General features: G+C 64.4%; 17 protein-coding genes. 3 read left to right on the top strand and 14 right to left on the bottom strand.

The window, feature by feature from the left end:
* The 7 genes from QZ378_RS03810 to tgt all read right to left on the bottom strand — a co-directional run.
* Positions 1-764, bottom strand: a 764-nt coding sequence (locus QZ378_RS03810) for a tyrosine-type recombinase/integrase (protein WP_291257363.1), incomplete at its 3' end; no start/stop codon positions are given.
* A 27-nt stretch (positions 765-791) separates the two neighbouring features.
* Entirely contained in the window at positions 792-1,418 is a 627-nt protein-coding gene (locus QZ378_RS03805; RefSeq protein WP_291257362.1) for a stage II sporulation protein M, read from the bottom strand.
* Positions 1,419-1,734: 316 nt separating this feature from the next.
* Positions 1,735-3,096, bottom strand: a complete 1,362-nt coding sequence (gene scfB / locus QZ378_RS03800) for a thioether cross-link-forming SCIFF peptide maturase (RefSeq protein ID WP_291257361.1) — start codon at positions 3,094-3,096, stop codon at positions 1,735-1,737.
* A gap of 76 nt (positions 3,097-3,172) precedes the next feature.
* A complete protein-coding gene (gene scfA, locus QZ378_RS03795; protein WP_007489363.1) occupies positions 3,173-3,313 on the bottom strand; it encodes a six-cysteine ranthipeptide SCIFF in 141 nt (46 codons plus the stop codon).
* A gap of 63 nt (positions 3,314-3,376) precedes the next feature.
* The gene (locus QZ378_RS03790) at positions 3,377-3,805 is read right to left on the bottom strand and encodes a TIGR04086 family membrane protein (RefSeq protein ID WP_291257360.1); all 429 of its coding nucleotides are present in this window, start codon (positions 3,803-3,805) and stop codon (positions 3,377-3,379) included.
* 68 nt (positions 3,806-3,873) lie between these two features.
* The gene (gene yajC, locus QZ378_RS03785; protein WP_291257359.1) at positions 3,874-4,245 is read right to left on the bottom strand and encodes a preprotein translocase subunit YajC; all 372 of its coding nucleotides are present in this window, start codon (positions 4,243-4,245) and stop codon (positions 3,874-3,876) included.
* Positions 4,246-4,352: 107 nt separating this feature from the next.
* A complete protein-coding gene (gene tgt, locus QZ378_RS03780; protein ID WP_191528614.1) occupies positions 4,353-5,483 on the bottom strand; it encodes a tRNA guanosine(34) transglycosylase Tgt in 1,131 nt (376 codons plus the stop codon).
* Between the two features lie 181 nt (positions 5,484-5,664).
* Here tgt and QZ378_RS03775 point away from each other — a divergent pair, with 181 nt between their 5' ends.
* On the top strand, positions 5,665-6,453 hold the full coding sequence (locus QZ378_RS03775) for a helix-turn-helix transcriptional regulator (protein WP_291257358.1): 789 nt from the start codon (positions 5,665-5,667) through the stop codon (positions 6,451-6,453).
* A 44-nt stretch (positions 6,454-6,497) separates the two neighbouring features.
* Here QZ378_RS03775 and QZ378_RS03770 read toward each other — a convergent pair whose 3' ends face one another.
* The 6 genes from QZ378_RS03770 to QZ378_RS03745 form a co-directional block, all read right to left on the bottom strand.
* Complete coding sequence (locus tag QZ378_RS03770; protein ID WP_291257357.1) at positions 6,498-7,817, bottom strand: cytochrome c biogenesis protein/redoxin; 1,320 nt, start codon at positions 7,815-7,817, stop codon at positions 6,498-6,500.
* Between the two features lie 9 nt (positions 7,818-7,826).
* Positions 7,827-8,243, bottom strand: a complete 417-nt coding sequence (locus tag QZ378_RS03765) for an Rrf2 family transcriptional regulator (protein WP_291257356.1) — start codon at positions 8,241-8,243, stop codon at positions 7,827-7,829.
* Positions 8,240-9,181, bottom strand: a complete 942-nt coding sequence (trxB, locus tag QZ378_RS03760) for a thioredoxin-disulfide reductase (RefSeq protein ID WP_291257355.1) — start codon at positions 9,179-9,181, stop codon at positions 8,240-8,242. Before trxB ends, QZ378_RS03765 begins: the two co-directional genes overlap by 4 nt.
* A gap of 18 nt (positions 9,182-9,199) precedes the next feature.
* Positions 9,200-9,514, bottom strand: coding sequence for a thioredoxin (gene trxA / locus QZ378_RS03755; RefSeq protein ID WP_087240691.1), 315 nt, complete (start codon positions 9,512-9,514; stop codon positions 9,200-9,202).
* A 180-nt stretch (positions 9,515-9,694) separates the two neighbouring features.
* The gene (gene queA / locus QZ378_RS03750; RefSeq protein WP_191385039.1) at positions 9,695-10,720 is read right to left on the bottom strand and encodes a tRNA preQ1(34) S-adenosylmethionine ribosyltransferase-isomerase QueA; all 1,026 of its coding nucleotides are present in this window, start codon (positions 10,718-10,720) and stop codon (positions 9,695-9,697) included.
* Entirely contained in the window at positions 10,717-12,417 is a 1,701-nt protein-coding gene (locus QZ378_RS03745; RefSeq protein ID WP_291257354.1) for a SpoIID/LytB domain-containing protein, read from the bottom strand. Before QZ378_RS03745 ends, queA begins: the two co-directional genes overlap by 4 nt.
* Positions 12,418-12,679: 262 nt before the next feature.
* On the opposite strand from QZ378_RS03745, the gene asd reads away from it, so the two are divergent.
* Together asd and dapA are read left to right on the top strand one after the other, a co-directional pair.
* Complete coding sequence (gene asd, locus QZ378_RS03740) at positions 12,680-13,765, top strand: aspartate-semialdehyde dehydrogenase (protein ID WP_191378533.1); 1,086 nt, start codon at positions 12,680-12,682, stop codon at positions 13,763-13,765.
* A gap of 10 nt (positions 13,766-13,775) precedes the next feature.
* Positions 13,776-14,678: a 4-hydroxy-tetrahydrodipicolinate synthase gene (gene dapA / locus QZ378_RS03735; protein ID WP_291257353.1), complete on the top strand. Its 903-nt coding sequence runs from the start codon at positions 13,776-13,778 to the stop codon at positions 14,676-14,678.
* A gap of 62 nt (positions 14,679-14,740) precedes the next feature.
* Here dapA and QZ378_RS03730 read toward each other — a convergent pair whose 3' ends face one another.
* Positions 14,741-15,952, bottom strand: coding sequence for an AI-2E family transporter (locus QZ378_RS03730; protein ID WP_291257352.1), 1,212 nt, complete (start codon positions 15,950-15,952; stop codon positions 14,741-14,743).
* Positions 15,953-16,013 lie beyond the last annotated feature (61 nt).

Raw genomic sequence — 16,013 nt, 5'->3', positions numbered from 1 at the left:
AGGTCCGCCCCGTTCTCCAGCAGGTGGGCGGCAAAGGAGTGGCGCAGGGTGTGGGGGGTGATCTCCGTCTGGATGCCCGCCTTCTCCTGGTAGTGCTTGATGATCTTCCAGAAGCCCTGGCGGCTCATCCGCTCCCCGCTCATGTTGACGAACAGGGCCCGTTCATCGGGGTGCTCCACCATCTGAGGCCGCACGTGGGTAATGTAGTCCTCCAGGGCCTGAACCGCCGCGGGATAGAGGGGGATCATCCGCTCCTTTCCCCGGCCGGCGCAGCGGAGGAAGCCCGCCGCCAGGTTGACGTTGTCCAGATCCAGGCCGATGAGCTCCGACACCCGGATGCCGGTGGCGTAGAGCAGCTCCAGCATGGCCCGATCCCGGCAGCCCTTGGCGTCGGAGGGGTCGGGCTGCTCCAGAAAGAGCTCCACCTCCTTGGAGGTGAGGATGTGGGGCAGCTTGCGCTCCACCCTGGCCGGGGACAGCCCCCGGGCCGGGTTCACCGCCACCAGCCCCTTCCCCATCAGGTAGGTGTAAAAGGACTTGAGGGAGGCCAGGCTACGGGTCACCGTGGCCGCCGACTTCCCCTTGGATGTGAGGAAGCGGGTATAGGCCTCCACATCCCGCTGCTCCACCTGCTCCGGCAGGAGCTTCTCCCCCGCCAGCCAGTGCAGATACTGGTTCACATCCCGCAGGTAGGAGCTCAGGGTGTTGGAAGAAGCACGCTTTTCCTCGGTCAGGTAGTGGGCATAGCCCGATTGATAATCCATCCGTCCAACACCTTCTCACACAATTCTCTATCCGGCCAGCAGGGTGCCGGCCAAGCCGGACACCAGCGCGGGAACCGCGAAGCCATCCAGCAGCATACACACACACAAAGCCGCAGCGCACCCGCCGCAGCGCAGCCAATAGGCCCGTCCATAGAGGGGGGCGGCCTTGCTCTCCCCCCAGACCCGCCCAGCTAATGTCCGGGCGGTCATGAAACTCTGCACCCCCAGCACAAAGAGCACCGGGACAGAAAAAGCCCCGCCCACGCCGAACACCAGCAGGGCCAGCAGACAGCCCGTACCGCCGAAGAGGCGCACGAAAGAGGCGATGGAAAAGGCCAGCAGGAACCCCCGCACCGCGAAGAGCGGGGGCAGGGCCAGCAGCCCCAGGGCCGTGAAGCCCAGCAGAAGGGCCAGCAGCGGCCAGCGCAGAGTCTCCCACACCAGCGCGGCCAGGGCCGGCGGAGCGGCATCTCCCGCCTGTGCGGCCCGCAGGAAGCCCTCCACATAGGCGGCCAGGCTCTCCTGCCCGCCGCCGTCCACACAGCCGGCCAGCAGGCAGCCCGCCAGCCCGCCCAGGAAAAAGCTGGCCGACACCGCCGCCAATATCAGTACCGACCCGTCCGCCGATGTGCTCCAACGGTCTGCCCTCCGCATGGCTCCCACCTCCCATGGGAGTGTATGCGGACAGGGCCGCCCGTAGACGTGCTGGAACCGTTCCTATGCTAACTATAGACCAACTGAGCCGCGTGTGCAAGGATCCTGAGATAAAAAAATCATTTTTGGTTATTATGCCAATATTTTATGTAAACTATATTATGTAAATCTCGCAAACCAGAGGAGGGGCGCCGCATACTGCGGCGCCCCTCTTTCTCGCCTCTTTCTGCTATTTTTAACGCATATCTCTGAAAAATCCAGAACTTTTGAGCCGATTACATCCGATTACATCCCGTATAATTGCGATCTGTATACCTCAGTCCGCCATGCCCGCCGCAATAGCCCGCAGGGCGATGGCACACTCCAGCCGCTTGCGCTCCAGCTCGCACCCCACCCGGTGGGGCTTTTTTATGTCGCCGTTGACAAGCAGGTTGGAGGCGGAGCACCCGCCGGAGCAGTAGAACCGGGCCCAGCAGTCCCGGCACTCCTCCCGGGTGTAGATGTTCAGCCCGGCAAAGCGGCCGGACAGCTCCTTGTCAAAGGTGCCGTCGTGGACGCTGCCCAGCCTGTAGTCCTCGTTGCCGACGAACTGGTGACAGGGATAGATATCCCCCTCCGGGGTGATGGCCACGTACTCGCAGCCCGCGCCGCAGCCACGCAGCCGCTTGATCACGCAGGGCCCCTGGGCCAGATCCACATTAAAATGGAAGAAGTTGGTCTCGGGGTGATCCTTCAGGTACTCGGCCAGGCGCTCGTACTCGGCCTCCAGCTCGGGCAGATCCTCCTCCTGGAGCGCATAGGGATCTTCCCTCTTCCCCACCACCGGCTCCACCGACACGTTCCTGCCGATGGCCGCCAGGGCCTTCACGTCCTCAGCGAAGTCCTTGTGGAAGCGGGTGAAGGTGCCCCGCAGATAGTAATCCTTGGTGCCCCGGCCGGCGATGAGCTTCTCAAACTTGGGGACGATCACGTCATAGCTGCCCTTGCCGTTGACGGTGGGACGCAGATCGTCATTGACCTCCTTCCGGCCGTCCAGGGACAGCACGGCGTTGGACATCTCCCGGTTGATGTACTCGATGTTCTCGTCATTGAGGAGCACGCCGTTGGTGGTGATGGTAAAGCGGAAGCATTTGTCGTGCTCCTTCTCCACGGAGCGGGCGTACTCCACCGTCTTCTTCACCGTGTCCATAGCCATCAGGGGCTCCCCGCCGAAGAAGTCCACCTCGATGTTGCGCCGGTGGCCGGACTTCTCGATCACAAAGTCGATGGCCTTCTTGGCGGTCTCAAAGTCCATGGTCATGCGGTGGCCGGTGCCGAAGTCGCCGGTACCCGCGAAGCAGTATTTGCACCGCAGGTTACAGTCGTGGGACACATGGAGGCACAGGGCCTTCACCAGGGCCTGCTGCTGCATGGACGCGGCCTTCTCCCGGTCGATGTAGTCGTCCTCCTCGAAGAGCAGCCCCTGCTCCGCCAGGCCGCGCAGCTCCTGCCATGCCTCCTCCAGGGCGGCGGGGTCGTACTGGGGCAGCCTGGCCGCCACCTCCGCCGGGCAGTGCTCTCCCATGGGGGGCTCCACCAGCTCCAGCAGGTGGTAGGTCAGCTCGTCCAGCACGTGGACGGCACCGCTGTTCACATCCACGGCGATATTTACACCGAGGCATTGAAAGGTATGTACCATATCTGTTCGTTCCTCACTTGATTCCGGCATGGAAAAAGGGTGGGGGTACCCCACCCTTTTCAAGCCCTGTTCGTTCTTACTGGTTCTCGCACTTCTGATTGGCGACGGTGCAAGAGGTCTTGCAGGCGGACTGGCAGGAGGTCTGGCACTCCCCGCAGCCGCCGTGGGCGGCGCTCTTCTTCAGGGTCGCGCCGTTCAGCGTCTTGACATGCTTCATTCTCGTTTCCCTCCCATGGCGATAGTTTAGAATGAGTATACCACATCCATCGCCTGATTTCAATTATTTTCTGCGTTTTTTCCGGGGTGCGGCTTTTTTCTTCCCGCTTCCCAGCAGCCCGGCGGCCGCGCCGCCGCACAGGCAGCCGCACAGCAGGCCGATGCCTCCGGCCTCCAGGGACACATTCTCAAAGCACAGCGAGCCGATGGTGAGCAGCAGCAGGAACAGCACCGCCCCGGCGGTCAGGCCCACGATCAGCGCCCGGCTCCCGCACCGCCGCACGGCCAGCACACCGCCGGCGAAGGCCCCCAGCACGCAGCCCACGATGGTCAGCTGGTACATCAGCTCCTCCCCCGCCAGGCCGCCGGAGATGGCCGCCGACGCGGCCAGCAGAAAGGCAAAGCAGACCGCCAGGGCCAGCACACCGCCCAGCACGATTCCCATGCCGCAGCGGATCAGCTTCGCGCCCTGCTCCTCCTCTTTTTTCCCCATAGAAACACCCTCCCTTGGCATGGATTTCTACTGAAACCTATGCAGGGAGGGTGCTGGCTAGTACGATATTACTTCTTGTCCTTGGAATCCTTGGTGTCCTTGGTATCCGCAGGGGCGTTCTCCGTGGACTGGGTGCCCTTGGTGGAGATGGCCCACTTGGTAAACTCGATGCGCACGCGGTCGGCGCTGGTCTCGATAACGATGGTGTCCTCCTTCACCTGGCAGATGGTGCCCACTATGCCGCCGATGGTGGTGATCTCGTCACCCACCGCCAGCTCGGAACGCATCTTGGCCGCCGCCTTCTTCTTTTTGTTTTCCGGCCGGATCAGCAGGAAGTAGAAGACCGCGATCAGAATGACCAGCGGCAGGATCATGGACATAAAGCTCGCGGTGCCCTCGGTGCTCTGCGTCAGCAGCGCGCTTGCAGCCTGTGTGAACAATGGTATCCCCTCCGAATGTTTCTTTGATAAAAGGACTTATCAAAGGGACATTATAAAGCCAAATGCAGGATTTGACAAGCCCTTTTCTGGTTTCCTTTACAAAAACTTCACAGCCGCCCAGCCAGCTTCTCCGAGTACTCCGCCCGGAAGGCGGCGAACTGCCCTTCGTCCAGGGCCTGGCGGATACGCTGGGTCAGCTTGTTGTAGAAATAGAGGTTGTGGAGCACAGCCAGGCGCATAGCCAGCATCTCCTCCGCTGCAAACAGGTGGCGCAGATAGGCCCGGGAGAAGTTCCGGCATACCGGGCAGTCGCAGTCCGGGTCGATGGGCCGCTCGTCCAGCTTGTACTTCTCATTGCGGATGTTCATCGCCCCCGACCAGGTGAAGAGCTTGGCGTGGCGGGCATTGCGGGCGGGCATGACGCAGTCGAAGAAGTCGACCCCCCGGGCCACCCCCTCGATGATGTTGGAGGGGGTGCCCACCCCCATGAGGTAGCGGGGCTTGTCCGCCGGCATCCAGGGCTCCACCGCGTCGATGATGTCGTACATCACCTGGGTGGGCTCCCCCACCGCCAGGCCGCCGATGGCGTACCCGTCGCAGTCCAGCTTGGCGATCTCCTTCATGTGCCAGATACGCAGATCCTCAAAGGTGGCCCCCTGGTTGATGCCGAAGAGCATCTGCCGGGGATTCACCGCGTCGGGCAGGGCGTTGAGCCGGTTATGCTCCGCCACGCACCGCTCCAGCCAGCGGAGGGTGCGCTCGCAGGAGGCCTTGGCGTACTCGTAGGTGGCAGGGTTCTCCACACACTCGTCAAAGGCCATGGCGATGTCAGAGCCCAGGTTGGACTGGATCTGCATGGACTCCTCCGGCCCCATGAAGATGCGGCGGCCGTCGATGTGGGAGGCGAAGGTGACCCCCTCCTCCTTGATCTTGCGCAGGCCGGACAGGGAGAACACCTGGAACCCGCCGGAGTCGGTGAGGATAGGGCCGTCCCACCGCATGAACTTGTGCAGGCCGCCCATCTGGCGCACCACCTGGTCGCCGGGGCGCAGGTGGAGGTGGTAGGTGTTGGACAGCTCCACCTGGCAGCCGATCTCCTTCAGATCCAGGGCGGATACCGCCCCCTTGATGGCCCCCTGGGTGCCCACGTTCATGAACACCGGCGTCTGCACCGTGCCGTGGGCGCAGGTGAACACGCCCCGCCGGGCCTTCCCCTCTGTTTTCAGGACTTCAAACACAGTAAAACTCCTTTGTCTTCAAAGCAATGGATTCAGCAGACATTATCATACCAGAAGGCGGGGAACTTGGCAAGGTTTCCGGCAAAAGCGGGCATTTCCCCGCCGCTGCAACCGCCGGTTGCCGAATAGTTGGTGGACAGGACGGGCGCCTTCCCTTATAATTGGGCTCGAGGTGAGGACAATGACACTGGGAGAGCGCATCCGGGAGCAGAGGAAGGCCAGGGGCATGTCCCAGGAGATGGTGGCCGGGCGCCTTGGGGTGAGCCGCCAGGCGGTGGCCAAATGGGAGAGCGGCCAGTCCGCCCCCAGCGCGGAGAACCTCCACAGGCTGGCGGAGCTGCTGGGCACCACCGCCGGCAGCCTGCTGGATTCCCCGGCAGTGGGGAGCGGAGCCGCAGAGCAGGCCTACGCCCTCCTCCGGGCGGAGCGGGAGGCGGAGAGACGCCGGAGCCGGCGGAGACGCAACCTCCTGGCCATCCTGGCCGTGGCGGGGGCCTATCTGGTCATCTATCTGCTGGGGCGGATCTTCGGCACCGCGCCGGGCAGCTATTCTTTGGCGGGCTGGCTGTTCGGGAATGATCCTCAGCAACTCTCCTACCTGTACGGCTGGCTGCTCCGCCAGAAGCTGTTCTGGGCCGCCCTGCTGATCTCCGCCCTCCCCGCCCTTTGGGGAAAATACCGGTTCTCAGCCACCGCCTCCATCGGCTTTGCCCTGGGCCTGGCGCTGGGGGAGCTGGCGGGCCCCAACCCCGCCGGGGCCCCCTGGGGACACGGCCACGACGGATGGACCATCTGGGGCGGGTGCTTCCTGCTCTCCCTGGCTATGGGCGGGGTGCTGGAGCGGCTGTCCCGGCGGGGGTTGGCTGTCAAATCCCGGGCCTTCCTGCTCTGGTGCGCCCTGTTTGTGCTGGGCATGGCCGCTGTGGTACTGTTGGTCAAACTCGGAACCCCGGTTCCCACCGGGAGCTGAGACACGAAGAACGAGGTGCGCCCTGCTGGGCGCACCTCGTCACTCTATTTCGTCTCTTGCTCTGCCACGCCGTCCATAGTCTGCTGGACGATGGACTCCATGATGTCGCCGGTGAGGGCCCCGGGCACATAGCCGAACACGTTGCCGTCGACGCCGATCATGAAGGTGGTGGGGAAGGCGGTGATGCCGTAGTAATAGAAAATCTCGCCCGTGGTGTCCATCACCACCGGGAAGGTGTAGCCGTTGTCCTCCAGGAACTGCTCCACCTCCGCCTGGGTCACGTCCTGATTATAGGGCGCGTCCTCGGTCTTGGGGTTGGCCACCCCCAGGACGATCAAATCCCCCTGGTTCTCCCCGTACTTCTCATAGAGAGCCTGGATCTCCGGCATCTCGCTCTTGCAGGGGCCGCACCAGGTGGCCCAGAAATTGAGGAACACCGTCTTGCCCGCGTAGTCGGACAATGTATGGGTCTCCCCGTACTGATCCACCAGGGTGAAGTCGGGGGCGGGGATCACCGGCCGCTCACTCGCCGCCGGGCTCTCCTCCGTCACCGGGGTTTCAGATACCGAAGCCTCGGACGGCGCGGGGGCCGCGCTCTCCTCCGTCTGGGACTGGTTGGATACGCCGCTGCCCGCCGCGCTGGACAGGTAGCTGGTGATGCCGTTCATGAAGCCGGTGAGGGTCATGACGCCCATGAGCACCAGCAGGGCCGCCCCCACCTTCACGGTGTAGCGCACCACCTTCTGGTGGCGATTGAAGAAGTCCAGCACCGTGCCGGTGAACAGGCCCACCGCCAGGAAGGGCACCACGAAGCCCACGGTGTATACCCCGATGAGCAGAAAGCCTCTGGCCGCGCTGCCGGAGGAGGAGGCCATCAGCAGCACGCTGCCCAGGGTGGGGCCCACGCAGGGCGTCCAGGCAAAGCTGAAGGTGAAGCCCAGCACCAGGGCCACCAGGGGATTCATGGCCCAGCGATCCAGCCGGAAGGGCAGTCGGTGCTCGTTCTCCAGGGCCCGGGAGCGGCCGAACACGCCGAACTGATACAGGCCAAAAAGGATCATGATGATGCCGCTGATGCGGGCAAACCAGGTCTGATTCCGGGTGAAGAAGGTGCCCAGGGCGGTGAAGCCGAACCCCAGCAGGAAGAAGGCAAAGCTGACCCCCACCACAAAGAAGATGGTGTTCACCAGCACCCTGCCCCGGGGGTAACGGATATTGCCCTGGTCATCCACGGTCTTGGCGCCCCCGGCCAGATAGCCTACATACAGGGGCACCAGGGGCAGCACACAGGGGGAGAAAAAGCTGAGAAGCCCCTGTATCAGCACGGTAAGTACGGGTACGCTGGTCTCCAGTGTAAGTCCCATGGTCATCTCCTACTTAACAAGTTTTAGACGGCGGTCGAGCTCCGCCAGGGTAACGGTGGAAAGATAGGCGCGGCAGCGGTCGTCCAGCTCCCCCAGCAGGCCGTCCATCACGTCCGCCATGCCGGAGGCCACCAGGCAGGGCTGATCCAAGCTGCCGCTGCGCCAGCGGGCGACCACAAAGCGGGCGTCCACTGCCGCCGCCACCCGATCCAGGGTGAGGGATTCCGGCTCCCCCGCAAAGCGGTAGCCCCCCTCGCTCCCCTCCCGGGTCTCCACCAGCCCGGCCTTTTTCAGGCCCGCCATCACCTTGCGCACCCGGGCCGGATTGGTGCAGATGTTCCGGGCCAGCTCCTCGCTGGACACCAGCTCCCCCCGGTGGTGCAGGTACACCAGGGCGTGAACCGCCAGGCAGAACGCGCTGTTCATGCGCTTCCCTCCCTCTCCGCCAGGGAGAGGAGATACTCCTCCGCGTAGTGGGCCGCCACGGCCCCGTCGGCGGCGGCGGTGACAATCTGCCGCACCGCCTTGGTGCGCACGTCCCCCACCGCGAACACGCCGGGGATGCTGGTGCGGGTGGACTCGTCCGCCGCCACATAGCCGGCCCCGTCCATGTCCACCTGCCCGGCGAAGAGGGCGGTATCCGGCACCCGGCCCACGGCCACAAACAGGCCGCCGCACGCCAGCTCCCGCCGGGCGCCGGTGTTCACATCCTCCAGCTCCAGCCCTGTCAGGCGTTTCTCCCTGCGCAGGGCGGTAATCCGGGTGTTCCAGATGATCTCCACCCCCTGTTCCTCCAGGGCCCGGTGGTACACCGCAGAGGCCCGCAGCCGATCCCGCCGGTGGATCAGCCAGACCTTTTTGCACAGTCTGGACAGATAGAGGGCGTCCTCCACCGCCGTGTTGCCGCCGCCGGCCACCGCCACTGTTTTGTCCTTGAAGAACATGCCGTCGCAGGTGGCGCAGTAGGCCACCCCCCGGCCCCTGAGGGCGCCCTCCCCCGGCAGGCCCAGCTCCCTCGGGGAGGCGCCGGTGGCCAGGATCACCGCGTCTGCGGTGAACTCCCCCTCGGAGCTCTCGATCCGCTTGGGGCAGGCGGACAGCTCCACGCCGGTCACCTCGGCATAGACGGTGACCGCGCCGAAGCGCTGCGCCTGCCGCTCCATCCGCTCCGCCAGCTCAAAGCCGTTGATGCCCTCGTCAAAGCCGGGGTAGTTGTCCACCTGGTCGGTGGTGGCCATCTGGCCGCCGGCGGACAGCTTCTCCAGCACCACCACCGACCGGCCGCTGCGGGCGCAGTAGAGGGCGGCGGTATACCCGCCGGGGCCGCCGCCGATCACCGCCACGTCGTAATGGGCTGTGCTCATACCGACTTCCCTCCCCGCTTACAGGCCGGCCCAGTCCACAATCTGGGCCTTGGAGCCGGGGGCGATCAGGGGCTCTCCCGCCTGGCCGTTCCGGAACAGCAGCAGGGTGGGGATGGTGTCCACCTGGAACCGCTCCTCCAGCTCGGGCTGCTCGTCAATGTTGACCTTGCCCACCACGAGCTGTCCGTCGTACTGCTGGGCGATCTGGTCGACGGCGGGGCCGATGCGGCGGCAGTAGACGCACCAGGGCGCCCAGAAGTCCACCAGCACGGGCTTCTCCGCCCGCTCCACCAGCTCCGCGAAATTCTCCTTGGTAATCGTAACAGGGGTCATAGCAATCTTCCTTTCCCGGCCTGCCGCCGGCCTTAGGATGCCGCCGGCGGAGGCCTGCTATTCTATTTGTAATTTTTTTAGTTACAGTTTATGGTCAAATCATACCAAACCACTGTCATTTTGTCAAGGGGGGATCAAAAAAATCTGCGGGGCGCGTCTGCATCGCGCCCCGCAGGGGGTTCAGGAGATGAACATGGCGTCTCCGAAGGAGAAAAAGCGGTACTTCTGCTCCACCGCCTCGTTGTAGGCGGCCAGGACGTGCTCCCGCCCGGCCAGGGCGGACACCAGCATGATCAGCGTGGACTCCGGCAGGTGGAAGTTGGTGATCAGGCCGTCCAGCACCTTGAAGCGGTAGCCGGGATAGATGAAGATCTTTGTCCACCCGGCGCTCTCCTTCAGGGTGCCGTCCTCCGCCGCCCAGCTCTCGATGGTGCGGCAGGAGGTGGTGCCCACGCAGATCACCCGCCCCCCTTCCCGCTTGGTCTGGTTGATGGCCTCAGCGGTCTCGGCGGAGATCATGCAGTACTCCGAGTGCATGTCGTGATCGGTGATCTCCTCCTCCTTCACCGGGCGGAAGGTGCCCAGGCCCACGTGGAGGGTGACAAAGCAGGTTTTCACCCCCATGGCCCTCACCTGCTCCAGCAGCTCCGGGGTGAAATGGAGTCCGGCGGTGGGGGCGGCGGCAGAGCCCGCCTCCCGGGAGTAGACGGTCTGATATCGCTCGGGATCCTGCAGCTCCGCCTTGATATAGGGCGGCAGGGGCATCTTGCCCAGCCGCTCCAGGGTCTCCAGGAAGATGCCCTCGTACTCGAAGCGCACCAGCCGGTTGCCCCCCTCGCACACCTCCACCACCTCGGCCTTCAGCTCCCCGTCCCCGAAGGACACGCGGGCGCCGGGCTTCAGCTTGCGTCCGGGGCGCACCAGGCACTCCCAGGTCTTGTTCCCCCGGTCGATGAGCAGCAGCACCTCCACCGCGCCGCCGCCGGGCTCCCGATGTCCGATCAGCCGGGCGGGCAGCACCCGGGAGTCGTTGAGCACCAGGCAGTCCCCCGGACGGAGTAGAGTGGGCAGGTCATAAAAATGCAGGTGCCGGGTGGCGCCGGTGTTCTTGTCCAGCACCATGAGCCGGGAGGCGTCCCGCCGCTCCAGCGGCGTCTGGGCGATGAGCTCCTCGGGCAGATAAAAGTCAAAATCAGCGGTCTTTATGGTGTGCGCACCTCGATTCCAGTGTAGTAGAAGGTGAGGATGTCCTCATATGTATAGCCCTGCTGGGCCATGGCGTAGGCGCCCCACTGGCTCAGGCCCACGCTGTGGCCCCAGCCGGAGCCGGTGATGGTAAACGTGCCGTCACCGGAGCTGACGGAGGCGGACGAGCTGCCGCCGGCGCTTGGCTCCAGCAGCGCGGTGGAGCCGCCGCCGGTGATGACATAGGCCTGCCCGTCGGTCAGGGCGCTCACGTCGCCGTCACTGTTGACGGCATAGGCCCCGTTCAGGGTGGACAGGGTGCCGGTTCCGTTGACGGTATAGCCGCCGGAGGCGGAGCCGCCGCCGTTGACGGTGTAGCGGATGGAGCGCAGGCCCAGCACCGTGCGGCAGTCGTCCCCCGACTCCACATACTGCTTGCCGTTGGCGTCGGTGAGGGTGATCTCAATGGTGTTTCCGGTGGCGCTGGTCTCGGTGATCTGGAAGCTGACGATGTCGGCGGAGGCCCCCACCTTCTCCGCCAGCTCTTCGCCGGTGAAGGTGACCGTCCAGTTGTAGTTGGAGATCCTGTCCGCCACCGCCGCCTCATAGGGGTCGATTTTTCCGGTCAGATAGGGGTAGTCGTTGCCCCAGACGTTGACGGCGCTCTCACTGGCCCCGCCGTTGTGGGAGGAGTACACCGCCTGCTCGGCCACCTGGCCGTTGTACCACAGGTACTCCCCGCTGGTCTCCTCCACCGCCCGGCGGCTGTTGTCGCTCATCTCAGCCACGCCTTTGTACGCCTGGCAGTGGACGGCATTGCACAGATCGAAGCCGTCGCCCTGGTGCTTGCTGGCCCGGAGGGTGCCGTAGGCATAGCTGCGGGCGCACACCGCCTGGGCCTTCAGCGCCTCCAGCGGCCAGGAGGCACTCATCTCCTGCAGGATGACCCCCTGGATATAGTCGTCCATGGACAGCACGTTGACCACGGTGATGTCCCCGCCGCTCCGCCGGTACTCGAAGGCCCCGAAATAGAGGTTGCCCCGGAAATGGGTCTGAGCCTCCTCCCGGTCGCTCTGGCCCGGGTTTACCGCCAGATACAGCCCCTGGGTGCTGTCGAACTGGAACAGGATCTCATTCGTCCCCGTGCGCACCACAGAAACCCCCGCGCCGGAGGTGCCCGCCACACTGGCCGACGAAAGGCCCAGGGACGCCTGGGCATCCAGGGCCTCGTCCTGATCCAGATAGGCCCCCACCCGTACGGTGTACACCCCGTCAATCCATGCCGGGAAGCCGCCCTCGTACCGGGCGGCCTCGTCCGCCGCCTCCTCAAAGCTGCGGTAGGTGCCGGGCAGCTCCAGATGCCAGCAGCCCACGGCGATGTTGGAGGTCTGGCTGTCGTAGTAGCCAGAGCCGTTCCAGTCCACCCCGGTGCCGTACCAGACATTCTGGGTCTTGACCATGGAGACGGTGCTCTCATAGGTGTAGCCCAGCTCCTGGAACGCCCTGTCCTCATCAAAATAGCCGAAGCGGTAGCCCTCCCCCACCTCGTTGGCCAGGTTGGCGCCGGCCAGGGCGCTGCTGCCGTAGTACAGGCCCACCCGGATGGTGGGATCGGCCTCCACCGACGCCGCCTGGGCGCTCAGGGGCAGGGCCCCGGCCAGCAGGGCCGCGGAGAGCACCGCGGCACGAACCATTTTTCCGCATGTTTTACCCTTCATTTGGTGAAATTCTCAGCTCGCTTTCGTTGACACGCCGCTTTTCCCTGTGGTACAATTTTTCAAACTGGGCAGTATCCGTATCAGACGGGGCCGGCGGCCCGCGCCGGACGGATACCGGCAGAATACAGCCGTCTTTGACATTATAGTACAGAACCGGCTGTTCTGTAAACCGCGGATTTGCGGTTTCCCGGGAAATCCGCTGGATTCCACGCACACCAACCGGTGTTTGGAATAGGATACTATGACGATGGAGGTATTGGTTATGGAAAAGTACAGAGTTGGCGTCATCGGCGGCACCGGCATGGTGGGGCAGCGGTTTGTCACCCTGCTGGAGAACCACCCCTGGTTTGAGCTGACCGCCATCGCGGCCAGCGCCCGCTCCGCCGGCAAGACCTACGAGGAGGCCATCGGCGCCCGCTGGGCCCTGGATGTGCCCATGCCCGAGGCGGCCAAAGGCATGGTGGTGTACAACGCCGAGACCGACATCGAGGAGATCGCCGCCCGGGTGGACTTCGTCTTCTCCGCCGTGGATATGAAGAAGGAGGAGATCCAGGCCCTGGAGGAGGCCTACGCCAGGCACGAGTGCCCCGTGGTCTCCAACAACTCCGCCCACCGCTGGACGCCCGACGTGCCCATGGTGGTGCCCGAGATCAACCCCGAGCACATCCGGGTCATCGAGGCTCAGCGGAAGCGCCTGGGCGTGCAGCGGGGCTTCATCGCCGTCAAGTCCAACTGCTCCCTCCAGAGCTATGTCCCCGCCCTGCATCCCCTGCGGGAGTTCGGGCTGGAGCAGGTGCTGGTGTGCACCTATCAGGCCATCTCCGGCGCCGGCAAGACCTTTGAGACCTGGCCGGACATGGTGGACAACGTGATCCCATACATCGGCGGCGAGGAGGAGAAGAGCGAGCAGGAGCCCCTCAAGCTGTGGGGCCGGGTGGAGAACGGCGTGATCGTCAACGCCGATTCCCCCGCCATCACCGCCCAGTGCCTGCGGGTGCCCGTGTCCAACGGCCACATGGCGGCGGTATTCATGCGCCTGCGGAACAAGCCCACCATGGACGAAATCAAGGCCCGCTGGGCCGGCTTCCAGGGCCGGGCCCAGGAGCTGGAGCTCCCCTCCGCCCCCAAGCAGTTCCTCCACTACTTTGAGGAGCCCGACCGCCCCCAGACCCGGCTGGATCGGATGTCCGAGGGCGGCATGGCGGTCTCCATCGGCCGCCTGCGTCCCGACACGCAGTACGACTACAAGTTCGTCTGCCTGTCCCACAACACCCTCCGCGGCGCGGCCGGCGGCGCGGTACTTCTGGCTGAACTGCTGTGCGCGGAGGGCTACATCGTAAGGAGGTAAGCCCATTTCCATGAGAGAGCCCGTCTTTACCGGGGCCTGCACCGCCCTGGTCACCCCCTTTACCCACAGCGGCGCCGTCAACTACGACCAGTTCGCCCGCCTGATCGACCGGCAGTTGGAGGGGGGTGTGGACGCCGTCTGCGTCTGCGGCACCACCGGCGAGTCCGCCACCCTCTCTGTCCGGGAGCACATCAGGCTGGTGAAGGCCTGTGTCAGGCGGGTGAACGGCCGGGCCAGGGTGATCGCCGGCGCGGGGAGCAACGACACCGCCGCCGCCCTCCGGCTGTCCCGGCATGCCCAGGACGCGGGGGCGGACGCCCTGCTCCTGGTCACCCCCTATTACAACAAGGCCACCCAGGACGGGCTCATTCAGCACTATACCACGATTGCAGACCGGGTGGAGGTGCCCATCCTCCTCTACAACGTGCCCTCCCGCACCGGCGTGTCCTTCACCGCCGAGACCTACCGGGTTCTCTCCCAGCACCCCAACATCAACGGCGTCAAGGAGGCCAGTGGGAATTTCTCCCTGCTCTCCCATACCCGCGCCCTCTGCGGGCCGGACTTCCATATCTGGTCGGGCAACGACGACCAGGTGGTGCCCATGATGAGCCTGGGGGCGGAAGGGGTGGTCTCGGTGGCGGCCAACCTGGCGCCTGAGGCTATGGTGCGCATGTCCCACCTGTGCCTGGAGGGGGATTTCAAACAGGCCGCCGCCCTCCAGCTCCGGTATCAGGCCCTCATGGACGCCCTCTTTATCGAGGTCAACCCCATCCCCATCAAGGCGGCCCTGAACCTGGCCGGCTGGGACGCAGGTTCCCTCCGCCTGCCCCTGTGTGCGCTCTCCGACAGCCACCGGGAGGTGCTCCGAAAGGCCATGGAGGAGGCAGGGCTGCTCCAAAAGCCCGCGGCATAATCCAGACAGAAACAGAGGGGCGCGAAGCCATGGCTTCGCGCCCCTCTGTTGTGATGAACTTTTTACGGGGTGTGCTCCTCCTCTGAGTTCTCCGGCTGGCGGCCAGCGCCCGGGAGGGGCCTGCCGTTTCCGTCCAGGCCCTTCCGCCGCAGGCGGCTGTTGGCCCAGTCACGCACCAGAGTGTACAGCACCGCGAAGGTGGGCACGCCCAGCACCATGCCGGGGAAGCCAAACAGCCCGCCGCACACCACAATGGACACCAGCACCCAGATGGCGGACAGGCCGGTGCTGTCGCCCAGGATCTTGGGGCCCAGGATGTTGCCGTCAAACTGCTGCAGGCCGATGACCAGGACGAAGAACCGCAGCGCAGCCCAGGGATCCACGATCACCAGGATCATCAGGCAGGGGATGGCACCGATGATGGGCCCGAAAAACGGGATGATATTGGTGACGCCCACCACCACGCTGATGAGCATGGGGTAGGGTATGCGGACAATCAGGCAGAGGATGAAGCACAGCACACCGATAATGGCCGAATCGATGAGCTTGCCGTTGATGAAGCCCACAAAAATCCGGTTGGCCCGGCTGCACACATCCAGGAGCCAGTCGGCCCGGGGCTTGGCGAGGATGGCGTAGATGAGCTTCTTCAGCTGGGGCACCAGCCGCCCCTTCCCCGCCAGCATATAGATGGAGGAGATCACCGCGGTGATGCCGGACACCACGCCCGTGCCCACGGCATAGCCGAAGCCCAGCAGCTGGGGCAGGGCCTCGGACACCCGCTGTGTGGCCGACTGGATCAGATCCTGATAGGAGCCCAACAGGCCGTTAACCCCCTCGGCGTCCAGATCGAACTGCACGATGAGCTCCTGCACCAGCTTGTCCAGGCTGTTGAGATAGCCCTGCATATTGGTGGCCAGGTCGATCACGCTCTGGGCCACCTGGGGGATGATCAGATTGAGGAGAATCACCACAATGGCCAGGGCCAGCAGATAGACCGTCAGAATAGACAGGCCCCGCCTGTGCTTGTACCGCTTGAACACCCGGCGCTCAAAAAAGCACATGGGGGTGTTGAGCAGGTAGGCGATGGCAAAACCGGCAATGAAGGGCATCATCACATTGGTGAACATGCGCACGCGCACCGCAATGACGTCCACATGGTTCAGCCCCACATAGAACAGAATGGCGATCAGGAGTACAATCAGGAGCGATACGGATTTCCGCTCCAGGACATACCACTTCCACTTTTTCTCGCTGCGCTTGTTTTTTTCGTCCAAAGTGCCCGTCTCCTTTCACCCCTTGTCTCTGTTCAAATTGTACCATGGCTGCCCGCGTTCC

Source organism: Flavonifractor sp. (assembly GCF_019422385.1).
GTDB lineage: Bacteria > Bacillota > Clostridia > Oscillospirales > Oscillospiraceae > Flavonifractor > Flavonifractor avistercoris.
The sequence above is the reverse complement of the archived record's forward strand: the minus strand, read 5'-3'. Positions and strand labels throughout refer to the sequence as shown.